This window comes from Lacibacter sp. (genome assembly GCF_057361365.1).
Map to the genome: position 1 here is coordinate 1 of NZ_JBMQSG010000002.1, position 17553 is coordinate 17553.

The following is a 17553-nucleotide window of genomic DNA, read 5'->3' on the forward strand; positions in this document are numbered from 1 at the left end:
GCGAAGAAATCACAATCGAGTTCCTGCACATCAATATCTAAATGCACGGTTGATTGCGCCCCATCGAGCATTACAACTGCACCAACTTTATGCACTGCATCAATAATTTCTTTTACAGGGTTGATAGTACCCAGCGAATTTGATGCATGTACCACAGAAACCAGTTTCACTTTTTCATTCAAGAGTTGATGAAACTTTTCCATGATCAATTCACCATTATCATTCACAGGAATTACTTTCAGCTTTGCACCCGTCATTTCAGCGATCAGTTGCCAGGGAACAATATTGCTGTGGTGTTCCATGCCGCTGATGATGATCTCATCACCTGCTTTTAGATTGGTGCGTGCCCATGTGTATGCAACAAGATTGATGCTTTCTGTAACGCCTCTTGTGAAAATAATTTCTTCACGCTGTTTGGCGTTGATGAATTGCTGTACTGTATCTCTCGTTGCTTCGTAAGCGGCAGTTGCTTCTTCAGCCAACGAGTGAATACCACGATGAATATTAGCGTTGTAGTTTTTATAATAATCTGCAAGCGCATCAATGACCACCTGTGGCTTTTGCGTTGTTGCAGCATTATCAAAATATACTAATGGCTTTCCTTTAACCAACCGGTTTAACACCGGGAAGTGTTGACGGATAGCCTTTACATCAAAAGTTATATTTTCTAAAGTTTCAACCATTTTTTATTTTTTACCGCTGAGAACCAAAAATGTTTCAGCGAATGAACTTGGTGAACCTTTTGCAATCTTTGTGCCTTTGTGGTTCAATCAAATTTCAAAATCCAACCGCTCAGAAATGATCTTGTCGACATACTGTCGGATCGGCTCCAATTCTATCTTCTCCAATATTTCAATTGCGAAGGCATGCAGCAACAACGCTTTTGCAGCTTTATCACCAATACCTCTTGCCTGCAAATAAAATAAAGCATCTTCATCGAGGCGACCAATGGTACAGCCATGTGAACATTTTACATCATCAGCAAAAATTTCCAGCTGCGGTTTGGTGTTCACTGTTGCGGTATCGCTCAATAAAATATTTTTATTGCTTTGATAAGCGTTTGTCTTTTGTGCATCCTGACGAACAAAAATCTTGCCGTTGAAAACAGCTGTTGCATTTTCATCAATAATGCCTTTGTACAGTTCATTACTCAAACTGTTTGGCATCTTGTTATCAACGACGGTATGATTATCGACATGGGTGTCGCCCTTCACACAATACAAACCGTACATATTGCTTTGGCAACCCGGCGCTTCCAAAATAAAGTTGAGGTTGTTACGAATCACACCGCCATTGAGTGTAATGGTTACCGAATTCACCTTGCTTACTCCCAACTGACGCACATGCGTTGTTTTTACACAACTGCTGTGACTGTCTTCGTTCTGAATTTTATATAAATGCACCTGTGCATTTTCTTCCACAACAATCTCGGATATCTTATTGATAAATGAATCGCTGGTGCCGATGGTTACTTCTTCTTCAACGATCTTTACTTCTGCATTCACAGCAACATGAATTAACGTACGTGGTTGCGACAATACATTTTCTGTTCTTGCATCGTTGATATAATAGCAATACAAAGGATGCTCCACCGATTTATTTTTCTTTACAGAAATAAACAAACCCTGATATGCAAATGCATTGTTCAATGCATTGATCCCGTCTTTATGGTAGTTAGCACTGTGACCAAGATTGCTGTCCACGATCGACTTGTATTCTCCTTTTACTGCTTCACTCAACGGAAGTAATACCAATTCATCAACCGATGAACGGATGGTAGAAAGTTCTTCGTGGTAAATACCGTTCACAAAAACCAACTCATTTGCATCTTCATTGCCCGGCAAACGAAACTCATCCACATCTTTTGCAGTGATTGCCGTAGCGCCTTCAGCATAAGAAAAATCTTTGTTGAGTATAGCACTGATACGTGTGTACTTCCACTCTTCGTGCTTTACCGTAGGGATACCCTGCTCATTGAACAGCTCCAATCCTTTTTGACTCAACGCTTTTAACGAACCATTCCCGCTGAATGATTCTTTGCTGAGTTTATCCTGTATTAACCTTTTTAATTCTGACATGGCCTCACCCTCGGTCCCTCTCCAGTAGAGAGGGAGGCCGAGCTTTGTTTTATTTGTTTATCAATTGTAATTAAGCATTTCAACTCTTGAATTTTAATCATCTGTAAGCTTCAATTAATTGGAGGCTTACAAATCCTCCCCTTTCGGGGGAGTTAGAGGGGGCTGTCTTACGCTTCTACTTCTTCTCCCAATTCTTCTTTAATGAAATCGTATCCTTTTTCTTCCAGTTCGAGTGCTAATTCTTTACCGCCTGTTTTTACAATGCGTCCTTTGTAGAGAATGTGTACATAATCAGGAACGATATAATCGAGCAAACGCTGGTAGTGCGTAATCACCAACGTAGCATTGTCTTTTGATTTGAGTTTGTTTACACCTTCTGCCACAATACGCAAGGCATCAATATCCAAACCACTATCTGTTTCATCCAGGATCGCCAGCTTTGGTTCAAGCATTGCCATCTGGAAAATTTCATTACGTTTCTTTTCACCACCACTGAAACCTTCGTTCAATGAACGGCTTAACAAAGCCTGATCAATATTCACAAGTTTCATTCTTTCTTTCATCAACTTTAAGAAAGCAACCGCATCCATTGGTTCCTGACCACGATACTTGCGGATCTCATTTACTGCTGTCTTTACAAAGTTGGTTGTGCTTACACCGGGAATTTCAATCGGGTATTGAAACGCAAGGAACACACCTTCACGTGCACGATCTTCAGGCGTAAGTTCCAACAGATCTTTACCTAAGAATTCAACACTGCCACCTGTTACTTCGTAATCAGAGCGACCTGCCAATACAGAAGCCAATGTTGATTTGCCACTACCGTTCGGTCCCATGATGGCATGAACTTCACCTGGTTTAATATCCAGATTAATACCTCTTAAGATTTCCTTCTCTTCAATCCTTGCCTGTAAATTTTTGATTGATAACATATACTTTGAAAATTGTGAATTTGAAAATTTGATTAACCAACACTTCCTTCTAATGAAATGGCCAAAAGTTTCTGTGCTTCCACAGCAAACTCCATCGGTAACTGATTCATTACTTCTTTAGCAAAGCCATTAATGATCAATGCAACCGCAGTTTCAGTATCCAAACCACGTTGGTTGCAATAGAAGATCTGGTCTTCACCAATTTTAGAAGTGGTGGCTTCATGCTCAACCTGGGCAGTGCTGTTCTTTACTTCGATGTACGGGAACGTATGTGCACCACATTTATCGCCAAGCAACAAACTATCGCACTGCGAAAAGTTTCTTGCATTGATTGCATTCTTACCTACTTGCACCAAACCACGGTAAGAGTTTTGACTGAAGCCTGCCGAAATACCTTTCGAAACAATACGACTACGTGTGTTCTTACCAATGTGCATCATCTTTGTACCCGTATCGGCCTGCTGATGATTATTGGTAACAGCAACAGAATAAAATTCACCCTGGCTATTATCACCTTTTAATATTACAGAAGGATATTTCCATGTAACAGCGCTACCGGTTTCAACCTGTGTCCAGCTGATCTTTGAATTAACACCTGCACAAATACCACGCTTGGTAACGAAGTTGTAGATACCACCTTTACCATCTTTATCACCGGGATACCAGTTTTGTACGGTTGAATATTTTACTTCAGCGTTATCCAATGCTACAATTTCAACCACAGCAGCGTGTAATTGATTTTCATCACGCATGGGAGCAGTGCAACCTTCAAGGTAACTTACATAACTGCCTTCTTCGGCAACAATAAGAGTACGCTCAAACTGTCCGGTATTTTCTGCGTTGATACGGAAGTAAGTGCTCAACTCCATCGGGCTTTTTACACCTTTTGGAATGTAGCAGAAACTACCATCGCTGAACACCGCACTGTTTAATGCAGAGAAATAGTTATCGGTCATCGGCACAACAGAGCCCAACCATTTTTTGATCAGCTCAGGGTGCTCCTGCACTGCTTCGCTCATGCTGCAGAAAATAATACCGAGCTCCGCCAGTTGCTTTTTAAATGTAGTTGCAATAGAAACTGAATCAATAACCGCATCCACCGCCACATTGCTTAAACGCTTTTGCTCGTCCAGCGAAATACCCAGCTTTTCGAACGTAGCCCTTAATTCAGGATCTACTTCATCGAGGCTGTTGAGGGTTTTCTTTTGCTTGGGGGCGCTATAATATTTAATAGCGTTGTAATCTACCTTGGGGTATTTTACATTGGCCCACTCAGGCTCAGTCATTTTTAACCAATGACGGTAGGCTTTCAATCGCCACTCCAGCATCCATTCGGGCTCTTTCTTTTTGGCGCTGATGAAACGCACAATGTCTTCGCTAAGCCCGGGAGGCGCCTCGTCGGCTTCAATGTCGGTTACCCAACCATATTTGTACTCACTGAGGGCCGTTTGCTCCAGTGTATTGAGCATCTCACTCATAATTCGTTCTGTTTAGTCGTATTTTCAATGAATTTCAATCTGTACACAAAAGTACAGATTAATCTATACGAAAAAGTACAGATAGTATTCGAGATGCGGAAAAAGTTGACAATATGTGGAATTGGGCTTGGACACTGGGGTGGCCTGAACCTTTTGTCATTGGGAATTTGGGGTTCGAATCAAAGTATTCTAAAACCTAATACGGTCGAGCATTGTGCCCTACCGCTCCTTCATATTTTCATAACCTTCTAATCATAATGGCTTAACATTTGCCTTCTAGCATTGCCACTCAACTTTTAAACTTACATAATGAGAAGATCATTTTTACTCATCAGCAGCATTGTACTATTAAATGCCTGTTCAAAACTTAGTATAGAAGATAATTCACAGCAACAAAGCCCCGGCTTTGCGGCACGCCAGGAATCAACAACATTTTCAGAAATTGCCAGCCTTCCTATTGGCGGTGGATTAGGTGCTGCGGAAATCAGCGCCTACGACCATGAAACAAAACAGCTGTTCGTGGTAAATAATAGTGCTGGCAGCAACCGTGTTGAGGTTGTTGATTTCAGCAACCCCGCCAATCCATCAATTACCGGTTTTATCAATATCTCTATTTATGGTGGTTTTGTAAATAGCGTTTCAGTGAACAATGGCAGGCTTGCAGCTGCAATTGAAGCGGACGACAAAGTGGGTGCAGGCAAATTGGTTGTATTTAATACAAAAACTTACGAAGCTATTGCCAATGTTACAGTAGGATCATTACCTGATATGGTAACGTTCACACCCGATGGCAATTTTATTCTCACAGCAAACGAAGGTGAACCAAATGATGCTTACACAATTGATCCAATGGGTACAGTTTCTATTATTGATGTAAAGAATAATTATACTGCAACAACACTCGACTTCAGCAGTTTTGCATCAAGAGCAGTTGAATTAAAAGCAAAGGGTTTCCGTTTGTTCGGAAAGAACGCAAGCTTTGAACAGGATATTGAACCCGAATACATTGCTGTATCTCCTAATGGTAACACTGCGTGGGTTACGCTGCAGGAAAACAATGGGATTGCCAAGATCGATCTACCACAAAAACCATTACCGATATTTTTCCATTAGGTTTTAAAGATTACATCAACCCCATGAATACAATTGATCCCAGCGATCAGGATGGCGGAATCAACTTTGGCGCATGGCCGGTAAAAGGAATGTATTTGCCTGATGCAATTGCAGTAAACAATCATAACGGTGTGCCGTTTATTTATTCAGCTAATGAAGGCGATGTAAGAGAGTGGGCAGGAATGACACCTGTTGAAGTACGTCGTGCTGGTAATGCATCAGTTGTATTGGATCCTGTTGCTTTTCCTAATGCTGCTGCATTAAAAACAAATGCCCAACTGGGACGATTAAATATTACAACAACTCTTGGTGATAAAGATGGCGATGGTGATTATGATGAATTGTATTCTTACGGTACACGTTCGTTCAGTATATGGAATGGATTAACAGGCGAGTTGGTTTACGACAGCAAAAATCAGATCGATACAAAGGCGGCGGAACTCGGAAAATATCCTGATGGCCGCAGCGATGATAAAGGCTGCGAACCTGAAGGTATTACTATTGGTCGTGTAGGGAACAACAACTTGTTATTCGTTGGTTTGGAAAGAGCGAATGCGGTAATGATTTATGATATTACGAATCCAACAAAACCAGTTTTCAAACAGTGGCTCAATACTGGCGTGGGGCCTGAAGGCGTTTTGTTTATTGCAGCCGATAAAAGTCCAAACGGTAAAAGTTTATTTATAGCCAGCAGCGAAACAGATGGTTATATTAAAGTATATACAACCAACTAATAAAGCATCTTACCCCAAAAATGAAAAGGCCACATTACTGTGGCCTTTCTAATTTATGCTAATTGATGAATATTATTTCTGCGGTTCGAGTAATTTAAAGAACTGATCCAATTGTGGAAGAATTACAATTCTTGTTCTTCTGTTGAGTGCTTTACCTTCCTGTGAATCGTTTGTACTTACAGGGTGATATTCACTACGACCAGCTGCTGCCATTTTCGCCGGATCTAGTCCATATTCTTTTTGTAATAAACGTACTACAGTTGTTGCACGTTTTACACTTAAATCCCAGTTATCAACTAATGAAGCATTTCCACGGTAAGGCACATTATCGGTATGTCCTTCTACCATAAATTCTATGTCCGGTTGATTTTTCAACACCAACGCCACTTTACCTAACACCTCTTTTGCACGGTCGGTAATGGTATAGCTACCGCTTTTGAATAACAGCTTATCAGAAATATCGATATACACTACGCCTTTATCTACTTTAATGTTGATGTCTTCATCATTTATATTACCAATAGCTCCTTTCAGATTCATCACTAACACCATGTTGAGCGAATCTTTATAAGCCATTTGTTGTTGCAATGTTTGGATATATGCATCTTTTGCACCAATATTCTGAAGGGATTGTTTAATGCTTTCTGCCTGTTGTTTGGAAATAACAGATAAGTTTTCCAGTTGCATAATGGCTTGCGTGTAATTCTGTTTAATACGCTCCATCTCCTGGTTGAGATCCGTTACACGCTTGTTGAGATCTGCTTTTTCTCTTTCAAGCACTGATTTTTGATTATTACAATCGGTGAGACTTCCTTCCAATGTTGTATAGCGTGTTAAAAGTTGTGCATAATCATCCTGTGATTTTTTAAACTTCTTACTACTTACACAGGAGGTAAGCAGAACAACCGAACAAGCTATCGTAACGATGTAACTGACTTTCATAACATTTCCCTTTTTAAATACATGAATAATGATGTTGAAGCGCAGAAGTATAGCACAAGAATGTTTTTCCCAATGATCTTGGGACTGTCTTCATGTGCAAACAACAACACTTGTAAAGCACTTGCTTTACCTGCTATGCATCATGAATAAAAAACCTTGCCAAAAAATTAACAGCTAAGCATAAGAATCAGAAAACTATCTCAGGAACAGGGCTTTCCACCACTAATTTTCCTGCAGTTTTTGCAATAATTTCTTCGACAGATACGCCCGGAGCACGCTCTAATAATTTAAACCCGTTGAGAGTTATTTCAAGTACCGCAAGGTCGGTAACAATTTTTTTCACACATTTCTTTCCCGTTAAGGGCAATGTGCATTGAGGTAACAACTTACTTTCACCTTTGGGGTTGGTGTGCATCATTGCCACAATAATATTTTTTGCACTGGCTACAAGATCCATTGCGCCGCCCATACCCTTCACCATCTTGCCTGGAATTTTCCAATTGGCGATATCGCCTTGCTCACTTACTTCCATCGCACCTAACACAGTAAGATCAACTTTACCTGCACGTATCATTCCAAAACTTGTTGCACTATCAAAAAAGGCAGAGCCTGGTAATGTAGTGATGGTTTGTTTACCGGCATTAATGAGATCTGCATCTTCTTTTCCTGCAACCGGGAAAGGGCCCATGCCCAGCAATCCATTTTCACTCTGCAGTTCAACATGGATACCTGCAGGAATATAATTTGCAACAAGTGTGGGTATACCGATACCAAGGTTTACGTAGTAACCATCTTTTAATTCTTTGGCAATGCGTTGGGCAATTTGTTCTTTCGTTAATGGCATTATAAGCAATTTGAAAATTAGTTAATCTGAAAATTTGAAAATCCGTCAAATGCAAACACTACTATTTCATTTTCAAATTTTCAAATTGCTACATTGGGTATTATATTTCCTTTCTTACTGTTCGTTGTTCAATTCGCTTTTCATAGTTCGTGCCCTTGAAAATGCGGTGAACATAAATACCTGGGGTATGAATTTCGTTTGGATCTAACACTCCCGGCTCAACCAACTCTTCCACTTCTGCAATGGTTATTTTACCAGCCATGGCCATCATTGGATTGAAATTTCTTGCGGTGTCTTTAAAAATAAGATTACCCATTGTATCGCCTCTCCATGCTTTTACAATGGCATAATCAGCATCAAATGCATATTCAAGCAAATAATCTTTTCCATTAAAATTGCGTACTTCTTTTCCTTCGGCCACTTCAGTGCCCACACCGGCTGGTGTATAAATAGCAGGCATACCGTAACCGGCCGCCATGCAACGGGTAGCTAATGTTCCCTGGGGAATCAATTCCACTTCAAGTTCACCACTCAACAATTGGCGTTCGAATTCTGCATTCTCCCCCACATAAGATGAGATCATTTTCTTCACCTGCTTTTGTTTGAGCATTAATCCAATACCAAAATCATCTACTCCTGCATTGTTTGAAATACAGGTAAGATTTTTTGTTCCTTTCTTAACTAAAGCGGAAATACAGTTTTCGGGGATACCACACAAACCAAAGCCGCCAAGCATAAGCGTAGCGCCATCTTGAATGTCTCTTATTGCTTCATCGGCATTTGAAACAACTTTATTCATTGCAATCGAATTTGATTGCAAGATAAGCGAAGAAAAAATAAATGATGAGGATAAGTCAGCAGCGACTTACCTAAAAACCATTAAGCAGCTTCGAGGTACTCTCTTAATTCCTGCAACACTACCTGCACCGATGAATCGATTTCGGCAATTAAATCTTTTATACGTTCCTTTTCGCTGTTCTCAGAGATATTGCCTTTTTCGATCTGGATCACTTTGCTGGAAACATGTTCATTAACGCCTAAGATGCGTAATGTCGATTTCATGTTATGTGCCGTTTCTTTGATCAACTGCTGATCTTCTGCCGCAAAAGATTCTTGCAGGCGTTTTACTTCACCCGGCAGAAAATCGAATGCCTTGCTGAGCAAGTCTTGTATATTTTCTTTATTGCCACCTGTTAAGCGTTGCAGGTAATCAATATTCACCAGTTTCAATTGTGAATGCTGCGGAGTAATTGGTTCTGTGTCCCAATCGCTGTAATGATTGAGCAGTTCAAGCAGTTTGCGTTCATCAACAGGTTTGGTGAGGTATGCGTTCATTCCGGCGTTAATTGCATTTTGCTGTTCTGCACTTTGGCAAAAAGCACTCAGCCCGATGATAGGTGTTTGCATGTTTAACTCTGCTCGGATCTTTTTAGTGGTGTCGATACCACTTAAGCCCGGCATTTGAATATCCATTAAAATAAAATCGTAGCTCTTTTGTTTCAACAGCTGAAGAGCTGTTATGCCACTCTCAGCTTTGTCGAATAAAAATTTATGTTCAGCAAGCAAATAACCCATCAGGTCACGGTTCATTTCATTATCATCAACAATCAATATTTTTTTCTGTACAAGTTTTTCTTTATCAATAACGATCTCGGTTTCATTTTCAACTTCAACAGTTGCAGCGATGGTGTATGGCAGGAGCAATACAAACTGAGTGCCTTCGCCAGGCGCAGAAAACACTTCGATCTCACCGCCCTGCATTTCCACCAATTGCTTTACGATTGGTAACCCCAAACCTGTTCCATAATATTTTTTTGATGTTTTGCTTTCGATCTGGTAAAAGCGTTCAAACACATACGGGAGTTTTTCTTTATCAATACCAATGCCTGTATCGCTGACTATAAATTGTATCCATGCTTTTTCGCCTGATTGCTTCAATGTTTTTGCTGACACTGCTACATAGCCTTTTTCAGTAAACTTAATAGAGTTACCTGTAAGGTTCACTAATATCTGCATCAGCTTTCTTGCATCACCGGAAACACAACCGGGCAATTGATCATCAACCTCCACATGCAATGAAATATTTTTTGCTTCAGCACGGTTTTGCAATACAGTATTTAGATTACTCATCACCTGTTTTACATTAAACGGCTCATTCGAAAATTGAAAATGGCCTGACTCCAGTTTTGAATAATCTAACACATCGTTGATTACTTCCATCAAAAGATTACCAGAAATTTTCATTGATTGAATCCATTGTTTGGTTTCGGGAGCATGATCTTTTTTCATTAACAGGTTGGTGTAACCAATAATAGAATTCAATGGCGTACGCAATTCATGAGTTACGTTTGAAATAAACTGGTCTTTTACAAGTTGCGCCTGCTGCCCTTTTTGAATAGCAACTGATAATACATTGTTCAAGCGGTTTGTTTCAATCATTTTATATACTACAAGCAAAGCAATAAGCGACATGAAAATAAGAGAAACAATATTCCATTTGCGATCGAGGCTTACCATCTCTGCCTTTTCAATGGTAATTTTTTTATTCAACTGCTCGATCTTTATTCCCAACGCATTCACCAGTTCCTGCTCACCAAACGTAATTTCTTTAAAGGATGATTTGTAAGCAACGCTGTTGATCATTTCTAGGGCCCTTGACTGTCCCGCTGTATCATACATCGCAACAATATCCCGGTTTAACTGAATACGATTAGCTGCCTTGTGTACAAACACATTTACTAAGTATTTAGGAATATAACCTGCATAAGTACTTTTTACCTCCTGCAGATTTTTTTCAATCGCTACACTGTTTTTTGTAAAAGCCTCTTTCTTTTGAAGTTCGCCGGCCTGCACATAGTCTTCAAGGTTATGATCGCTTTGTGTAACAAGGAACATTGTTTTTTCAACGATCTGTTGATACTGCTGATGTTTAATAACAGAATCGTTTTGTGCAGAATGATCCTGAACAGATTGCAGTACGCTAGATTCAATGGCATAGTTTGCAATTATACCTCCAACTAAAATGATAGCGACAAATGTAAATGCAAGCACTTTTTTTAAACGGGGACGATCCCTAAGCAGGAGAAGAGTTGGTTTCATAGTACTGGATTTAGGATATCAGAATGAAAAATTACTTCTATTCTGATTCAAATCCAATCCTGCGTGCATGTTTTATCCCTATGAAGAATAAGTAAAAATACGAGTGCAATTACTATCAGCGTATCATTCGCCAGCACCAACGCTGCAGCTTACCTTCAAAATCAAAAGGGGTAGTAGCTTTGGTAATGTCTTTAATAATTGATGCCTGCAGTTCACTTTCATGCAATTCAAATTTTCTTGCATTGTTGCTGAAATACAAAACTCCGCCGGGCTTCATTGCTTTTAAGGTTTGGTTGATGAGTTCCACATGATCGAGCTGTATATCCAGGAAATCCTTCATTTTTTTACTGTTACTGAATGTAGGCGGATCCATTATCACCAAGTCGAAGCTGTTTGGCGTAAGTGTATCGAAATATTGTTTCACATCGGCCACAACAAATTTGTATTTCTTATGATCGATGAAAAAGTTTGCTTCAAAGTTTTTCTTTGCCCAATCGATATAAGTATTCGACAAATCAACAGTTACCACTTCTTCCGCCCCTCCTGCAGCTGCATACACACTAAACGAACCGGTATAGGCAAACAGGTTCAGTACTTTTTTATCTTTTGATTCATCCATCACCATCTTACGTGTAGTGCGATGATCAAGAAATAAACCCGTATCCAAATAATCGGCAAGATTTACCAAAAATTTCAACCCGTTTTCCTGCACTTCAAAAAATTCTTTCTCCTCAGCCGTTTTTTGATATTGCGATTGCCGATTGCTTTTTCTGCGGCGTTCCTTGGTATAGATCAACTCTTCATCCATCTGTAACACATCAGCAATTACATCCACTGTTCCTTCCAGCCAATCGAGATGTTCTTCATCCGTAAGATTATGTTTGGCTTTGTATTCGCTTACACAAACCATTGTATCATATACATCAATGCTTACCGGAAACTCAGGCAGATCTTTATCATATAAACGATAACAACTGATGCCCATTCTTTTGGCCTGCTTACTGCGGTGTTTGTGCACTTTGCTAAGCCTGTTATGAAACATTTTTAATTTATCGGAGAGCATAACGATGAGTAATGAGTGATGAATGATTAGTTTACAGCTTGGGTCTTGGACTTTACTTTGAATTTTAGATTTACCACTTTCGATTTTGCTAAAGTGCCAGCAGGCTACATCCACGGATATCGCTGTTATCCATACGGCCTAATACACGAAAGCTACCATCTTCAAATACTTCGCCAACATCATCGGTTGCTATAAAACTGGTTGAGTAAACATTGGCGAGGTCAATGATATTAATTGCCCCTTTACCGGATGTACGAATATGAAAAGGATCATCTTCATCACGCACCAGAATTTTCATCCATGGCGGGCATTGAAAAATACCACTACCTTTTGAATAAGCCTGACTAAGTAACTCGGTCATTCCATATTCTGAATGAATTGCTTCTAAGGAAAATGCTTCTTTTAATTTATGATGCACCTGTTCTCTTGTCATTTCTTCTCTTCTGCCCTTCATTCCTCCCGTTTCCATAATCATCGTATTCTTCAGCGGTAAATGATATTGCTCTGCAAAATCGAGCAAACCGAATGTAACGCCAATAAGAATAGTGGGCTGCCCATCTTTTTCTACCTGTTGCAACTTGTCGAATACCTCTTGGAAATTATTGAGATAAAATCCATTCATTGGATGATTACTCTTCTCCATTAGCTTTTGCACCATATACACCAGCGATGAATTGCCTCGTTCGAGATAAGAGGGCAACAGCCCAAGAAAGCAATATTTCCCAGGAGAACCGTATTGTAACTGAAATGCTCTCGTAAACGCATCTTCATACAACGAAAGACTTTTAACATAGTGCTTACTTTGTATAGTTTGAGATGTACCGCTGCTTTCAAAGATCGTTTCAGCAATAAACTCCGTGCTCAACACTTTGTGCGTTTTAAAAAAGTTGATAGGCAAAAAGGGGTATTTCTTAATACCAGAAATTTCAAGAGGTTCTATATGTAATGCTTCACAAAACGATCTGTAAACGCCGTTGTTTTTATACTGGAATTTAAACGATTTCTGCGCCAGCTCATTAAACCGGGTAACGCTTAACTCAAAAAGATTGTTAACAAAAGAAGGAATCAATTTTTTGGTGGGGTATTAATGCTTAAATTTGAAATAAGAACCTTGATGACATGAAAGCAAAACTATTATTTCTTTTTGTATTCGCTGCTTTGCTTGCAGGCTGCGGAAAAGATAAATATACAACCAAGCCACAGGTAGAAATTAAGTCGGTGAAACAAGGTAATATTCAATCGCAAACCGGCGTTTCAGGGAAATTTCTTGAGTTCGACTTAACTGTAACGGACAAAGAGGGCGATATCCAGAATCAAATTATTATCGACAAGTTAGATGCTCCTTCACCTGCCTGTCAAACAAATTCGCTTACCGATCTTATTTATACAATTCCCCAGTTTCCAAGCGAAGCCAACCAGAAAGTGAACGTTAAAGTAAAATTTTCGAATACGCAGATTCTAGGCTACGCTATTTTATCGGGTAACGATTGTACATCGGCCGACCACGTTGCAATATTCCGGTTCCGTGTCGTTGACAAATCGGGAGATACAAGCAATGCTGTGCAATCGGAACCCATTAAATTGGATTTTTAAGGATAGGTTGTAATGCGTTTTACCAGGTTTCTTCTTTTTTATCATATCGTTATTGCTGTAAGTGCCGCTACGCTTTGCATGCAAACCAAACTGTTCTATTCGCTTTTTGAATATCCCCTCACCCTTATTGCTTTTGTATTTTTTGCGACGTTGCTTAGCTATAATCTCCATTTTAGTTTTGCAGCAGGAAAAAGCAGCTCATCGGAGCAGTTGTTGTGGTTCAGGCAAGCAAAGAGCGCTACGTTAATTCTCAATATCCTCACACTTATTGCAACGCTTTGGTTTTGGTGGAAGATACGTAGCATCAATACACATATCATCCTGGCTATTATTTTCAATGCAGCTTATACAGCTCCCTTATTGCTAAAAAATCCAATTAAGCTTCCATCTATTCTCACCTTTATTAAAAGTTATTTTATTGGTTTTGTGTGGTCATATGCAACTGTTGTATTGCCACTTGCTTTTTTCAACGTGCAGCCAAATGTGAATGAAGTATTTCTTTTTATCAGCCGGCTTTTGTTGGTAGCACTTGCCACCATGATCTTTGATTACCGTGACCGCCTCCGGGATTTTGAAATGGGAGTTCATACCCCGGCCAATATCATGAACGAGCGGCAGTTCCAGGTGTTTTTCATTATTAATGTGATCGTCTATTCGTTTTCAGTGATATTCCTCGCAATCCGCTTTGAAACCTATCTTCATTTACTCCAATTAATTCCAGGAGTAGTTGCTATTTACCTGTTGCGGATTTCAAAAACACAGCACAGCGATTATTTCTACCTGGGTTGGGTCGATGGGCTTTTAATACTTTCTTCTCTTCTCAGCCTTTTCCTTCTATTGTAAGCTTCTTTCACGTTGGTAAAAAGTATGGTTAGCGGAGCTTTTTACAAGACGCTAAACCGTACATTTGCTGAAAGCATTAAAACGATGGCAAAAGCGAAGGCAGCAAAGAAAAAATCGATCATTACCGATACAGGATTTGAATTTTTAAAGAATTATCATAATACACATTCGCCTGTAGGTTTCGAAAGCAGTGGCCAAAAAGTATGGTTAGAATATTTGAAACCATATATCGATACACATTTTGTTGATCCATATGGCACAGCGGTGGGCGTTATTAATCCCGAACATTCATTCAAAGTAGTAATTGAAGCGCATGCCGATGAAATCAGTTGGTTTGTAAATTATATCAATCCTGAAGGGTTAATTTATTTGAAACGTAATGGTGGTGTGGATCATCAGATTGCTCCTGCTAAACGTGTATTCATTCACGGAAAGAAAGGAATTGTAAAGGCGGTATTTGGATGGCCTGCCATTCACACACGTTTAGGTGGCGATGCAAAAGAAACCCAACCACGTGTTGATAATCTCTGGCTCGATTGCGGTGCACGCAATAAAAAAGAAGTAGACGAACTTGGTATTAAAGTAGGTTGTGTTGTTACGTATGAAGAAGGTTTTGATGAGCTTGCTAATGATTATTATATCGCTCGTGCTTTTGACAACCGCATTGGTGGTTTTATGATTGCTGAGGTTGCACGTTTGCTGAAAGAAAATAAAAAGAAACTTCCTTATGGTTTATACGTGGTGAATGCAGTACAGGAAGAAATTGGTTTGCGTGGTGCTGAGATGATTGCTCGCCGTATTAAACCTGACATTGCCATTGTAACAGATGTTACACATGATACCACAACGCCAATGATCAGTAAAATTGTTGAAGGTGAAATTAGCTGCGGCAAGGGTCCCTCTTTGGCAACTGGCCCTGCAATCCATAATAAATTACTCGATTTCGTTACGGATATTGCTGAAAACAAAAAGATACCGGTACAATGGCGTTCGTTAAGCCGTAGCACAGGCACGGATACAGATTCGTTTGCGTATGCAAATGATGGTTGTCCATCGGTGCTCATCAGTATTCCTCTTCGTTATATGCATACAACAGTTGAAATGTTACATAGAAGTGATATAGAAAACACTATTCAACTGATGTATGAAACATTGCTGGCCTTAACTCCAAAAACCAATCTTCGTTATCTATGATGCAACTGTTATATCTTGATCCGGGAAGCGGCAGCTACCTTATACAGGTAATTATTGCTGCAGTGTTGGGTGTGATCTTTTATTTTAAGAGCGGATGGAACTGGATCAAAAGCTTCTTTGTAAAAACACCACCCAAAACTGAAGAGGAAGAGAATGAGTCAACAACAGATTAATCAGCATCCTGCTTCATTTCGTGATCCTTCCGGTTTTATTTATAATAAGGATGGAACGATCTATCGCTTCGTTTCTTCTTCTTATAGTAAAAATTATGATCTTTTGATGAAGAGCGGTCTTGCAGATGAACTACTCAAAAAGAAATTACTACTTCCCTTTACTGAGCTTTCTGATAATCATACGGAAAAGCCCGATTGGTACAAGACATTACAACCAAAACAACTTCCTATTCTTTCTTATGCATGGGAATGGAGTTTTGAACAGCTGAAAGATGCTGCTTTAACTACACTCAACATTTGCAAGCTGGCTTTGCAAAAGGGAATGATCCTGAAAGACGCAACGCCAACAAATGTGCAGTTGGTGGAAGGGAGATTTACTTTGATCGATACTCTTTCATTTGAAACCTACAATGAAGGTGAAGCCTGGGTTGCCTATCGACAATTTTGCGAATGTTTTTTAAATCCGTTGCTCGTTGCTGTTCATACCGGAATGGAAGTACACAAACTCATGTTGAGTTATCCCGATGGCGTACCAGCTGCTGTTACTTCCAGTTTGCTTCCTTTCAAAACAAAATTCAAAGCTTCGATTTACCTGCATGTTCATTTACAGGCAAAGCTTGCGGGAAAGCAATCAGCAGGGCAAAAGCAAACAAACACGAAGATTTCAAAGAAGAATATTGAACAAATATTAGAAAGCCTGCATAGCTGCATAAGCTACCTGGCCTTGCCACCAAGGACCACCACCTGGAATAATTATTATTCTGAAACAATATTAAGCGAACAATATTTTGCTGAAAAGCAAAAAGCAGTGAGCTCAATTTTGGAAAGCCTTGAATACAATTCTGTTCTTGATTTAGGTGCCAACGAAGGCGAGTTTTCGTTGTTATGTCGAAAAGAGGCAATGGTCATTGCAACTGATTTTGACAGTGATTGTATCAACAGGTTCTATACCCGTCTAAAAAAGGAGAAAAGATCAAATATTTATCCCTTTGTGATCGATCTTTCTTACCCCTCACCATCAATGGGCTGGATGAATGAGGAACGCCCGGCTTTTTTTAATCGCACTAAAGTAGATATGTGCATGGCTTTGGCATTAATACATCACTTGGCTATTGCAAAGAATATTACATTTGAACAGCTGGCAAGTTTTTTTGCATCTATTTGCAATGTGCTGGTTATTGAGTTTGTGCCGAAGAGTGATGCCAAAGTGAAGGATATGTTGAATTGGCGGGAAGATATATTTGATCATTATACTGAAGAAGAGTTTGAACGAGCATTTGAGAAGAGGTTTCTGAAATTGCAAAGTTTAATCATCCCAGGGTCGAACAGAACAATGTTCTTGTATAGAAAAAGATAACTTTATTATGCCCAGTCTCTTTCAAAAGACAAAACAAGTAATCGGAAACTATCCGCTCTTTTTATTCCTTTTGCCTGTTTTTTTTATTTACAGTGGTTACAATGAGCTAT

General features: G+C 39.6%; 17 protein-coding genes. 7 read left to right on the forward strand and 10 right to left on the reverse strand.

Going from position 1 to position 17553, the window contains the following annotated elements; translation table 11 throughout:
* The 4 genes from ACO1QW_RS00335 to sufB form a co-directional block, all read right to left on the reverse strand.
* Window positions 1-683, reverse strand: a 683-nt coding sequence (locus ACO1QW_RS00335; RefSeq protein WP_486254631.1) for an aminotransferase class V-fold PLP-dependent enzyme, incomplete at its 3' end; no start/stop codon positions are given.
* 87 nt (window positions 684-770) lie between these two features.
* Window positions 771-2078: a Fe-S cluster assembly protein SufD gene (gene sufD / locus ACO1QW_RS00340; RefSeq protein ID WP_486254633.1), complete on the reverse strand. Its 1308-nt coding sequence runs from the start codon at window positions 2076-2078 to the stop codon at window positions 771-773.
* A 167-nt stretch (window positions 2079-2245) separates the two neighbouring features.
* The gene (gene sufC, locus ACO1QW_RS00345; protein ID WP_486254635.1) at window positions 2246-3010 is read right to left on the reverse strand and encodes a Fe-S cluster assembly ATPase SufC; all 765 of its coding nucleotides are present in this window, start codon (window positions 3008-3010) and stop codon (window positions 2246-2248) included.
* Between the two features lie 32 nt (window positions 3011-3042).
* Window positions 3043-4488, reverse strand: a complete 1446-nt coding sequence (gene sufB, locus ACO1QW_RS00350; RefSeq protein ID WP_486254637.1) for a Fe-S cluster assembly protein SufB — start codon at window positions 4486-4488, stop codon at window positions 3043-3045.
* Window positions 4489-4797: 309 nt separating this feature from the next.
* On the opposite strand from sufB, the gene ACO1QW_RS00355 reads away from it, so the two are divergent.
* Window positions 4798-5601 (forward strand): choice-of-anchor I domain-containing protein, encoded by an 804-nt coding sequence (locus tag ACO1QW_RS00355; protein ID WP_486254639.1) that lies wholly within the window; start codon window positions 4798-4800, stop codon window positions 5599-5601.
* A 23-nt stretch (window positions 5602-5624) separates the two neighbouring features.
* Complete coding sequence (locus tag ACO1QW_RS00360; RefSeq protein WP_486254641.1) at window positions 5625-6335, forward strand: choice-of-anchor I domain-containing protein; 711 nt, start codon at window positions 5625-5627, stop codon at window positions 6333-6335.
* A 72-nt stretch (window positions 6336-6407) separates the two neighbouring features.
* Here the strand turns inward: ACO1QW_RS00360 and ACO1QW_RS00365 are convergent, their stop codons facing one another.
* From ACO1QW_RS00365 to ACO1QW_RS00390, 6 genes are all read right to left on the reverse strand, one after another.
* Window positions 6408-7277, reverse strand: coding sequence for an OmpA/MotB family protein (locus tag ACO1QW_RS00365; RefSeq protein WP_486254643.1), 870 nt, complete (start codon window positions 7275-7277; stop codon window positions 6408-6410).
* Between the two features lie 187 nt (window positions 7278-7464).
* Window positions 7465-8121: a CoA transferase subunit B gene (locus tag ACO1QW_RS00370; RefSeq protein ID WP_486254645.1), complete on the reverse strand. Its 657-nt coding sequence runs from the start codon at window positions 8119-8121 to the stop codon at window positions 7465-7467.
* A gap of 100 nt (window positions 8122-8221) precedes the next feature.
* Window positions 8222-8920 carry a CoA transferase subunit A gene (locus tag ACO1QW_RS00375; RefSeq protein WP_486254647.1) on the reverse strand — a complete coding sequence of 233 codons (699 nt, stop codon included), beginning with the start codon at window positions 8918-8920 and terminating at the stop codon, window positions 8222-8224.
* 80 nt (window positions 8921-9000) lie between these two features.
* The gene (locus tag ACO1QW_RS00380) at window positions 9001-11220 is read right to left on the reverse strand and encodes an ATP-binding protein (RefSeq protein WP_486254649.1); all 2220 of its coding nucleotides are present in this window, start codon (window positions 11218-11220) and stop codon (window positions 9001-9003) included.
* Between the two features lie 115 nt (window positions 11221-11335).
* Entirely contained in the window at window positions 11336-12283 is a 948-nt protein-coding gene (locus ACO1QW_RS00385) for a class I SAM-dependent methyltransferase (RefSeq protein ID WP_486254651.1), read from the reverse strand.
* A gap of 88 nt (window positions 12284-12371) precedes the next feature.
* On the reverse strand, window positions 12372-13352 hold the full coding sequence (locus ACO1QW_RS00390) for a LuxE/PaaK family acyltransferase (RefSeq protein WP_486254653.1): 981 nt from the start codon (window positions 13350-13352) through the stop codon (window positions 12372-12374).
* A 50-nt stretch (window positions 13353-13402) separates the two neighbouring features.
* Here ACO1QW_RS00390 and ACO1QW_RS00395 point away from each other — a divergent pair, with 50 nt between their 5' ends.
* The 5 genes from ACO1QW_RS00395 (at window position 13403) to ACO1QW_RS00415 (ending at window position 17443) form a co-directional block, all read left to right on the forward strand.
* A complete protein-coding gene (locus tag ACO1QW_RS00395) occupies window positions 13403-13876 on the forward strand; it encodes a hypothetical protein (RefSeq protein WP_486254655.1) in 474 nt (157 codons plus the stop codon).
* Between the two features lie 12 nt (window positions 13877-13888).
* Entirely contained in the window at window positions 13889-14719 is an 831-nt protein-coding gene (locus ACO1QW_RS00400; RefSeq protein ID WP_486254656.1) for a UbiA prenyltransferase family protein, read from the forward strand.
* An 84-nt stretch (window positions 14720-14803) separates the two neighbouring features.
* Window positions 14804-15913 (forward strand): M20/M25/M40 family metallo-hydrolase, encoded by a 1110-nt coding sequence (locus ACO1QW_RS00405; RefSeq protein ID WP_486254658.1) that lies wholly within the window; start codon window positions 14804-14806, stop codon window positions 15911-15913.
* Window positions 15910-16086, forward strand: a complete 177-nt coding sequence (locus ACO1QW_RS00410) for a hypothetical protein (protein ID WP_486254660.1) — start codon at window positions 15910-15912, stop codon at window positions 16084-16086. Before ACO1QW_RS00405 ends, ACO1QW_RS00410 begins: the two co-directional genes overlap by 4 nt.
* Window positions 16067-17443, forward strand: coding sequence for a class I SAM-dependent methyltransferase (locus ACO1QW_RS00415; protein WP_486254662.1), 1377 nt, complete (start codon window positions 16067-16069; stop codon window positions 17441-17443). The genes ACO1QW_RS00410 and ACO1QW_RS00415 overlap by 20 nt, the downstream gene beginning before the upstream one ends.
* Window positions 17444-17553: the final 110 nt, after the last annotated feature.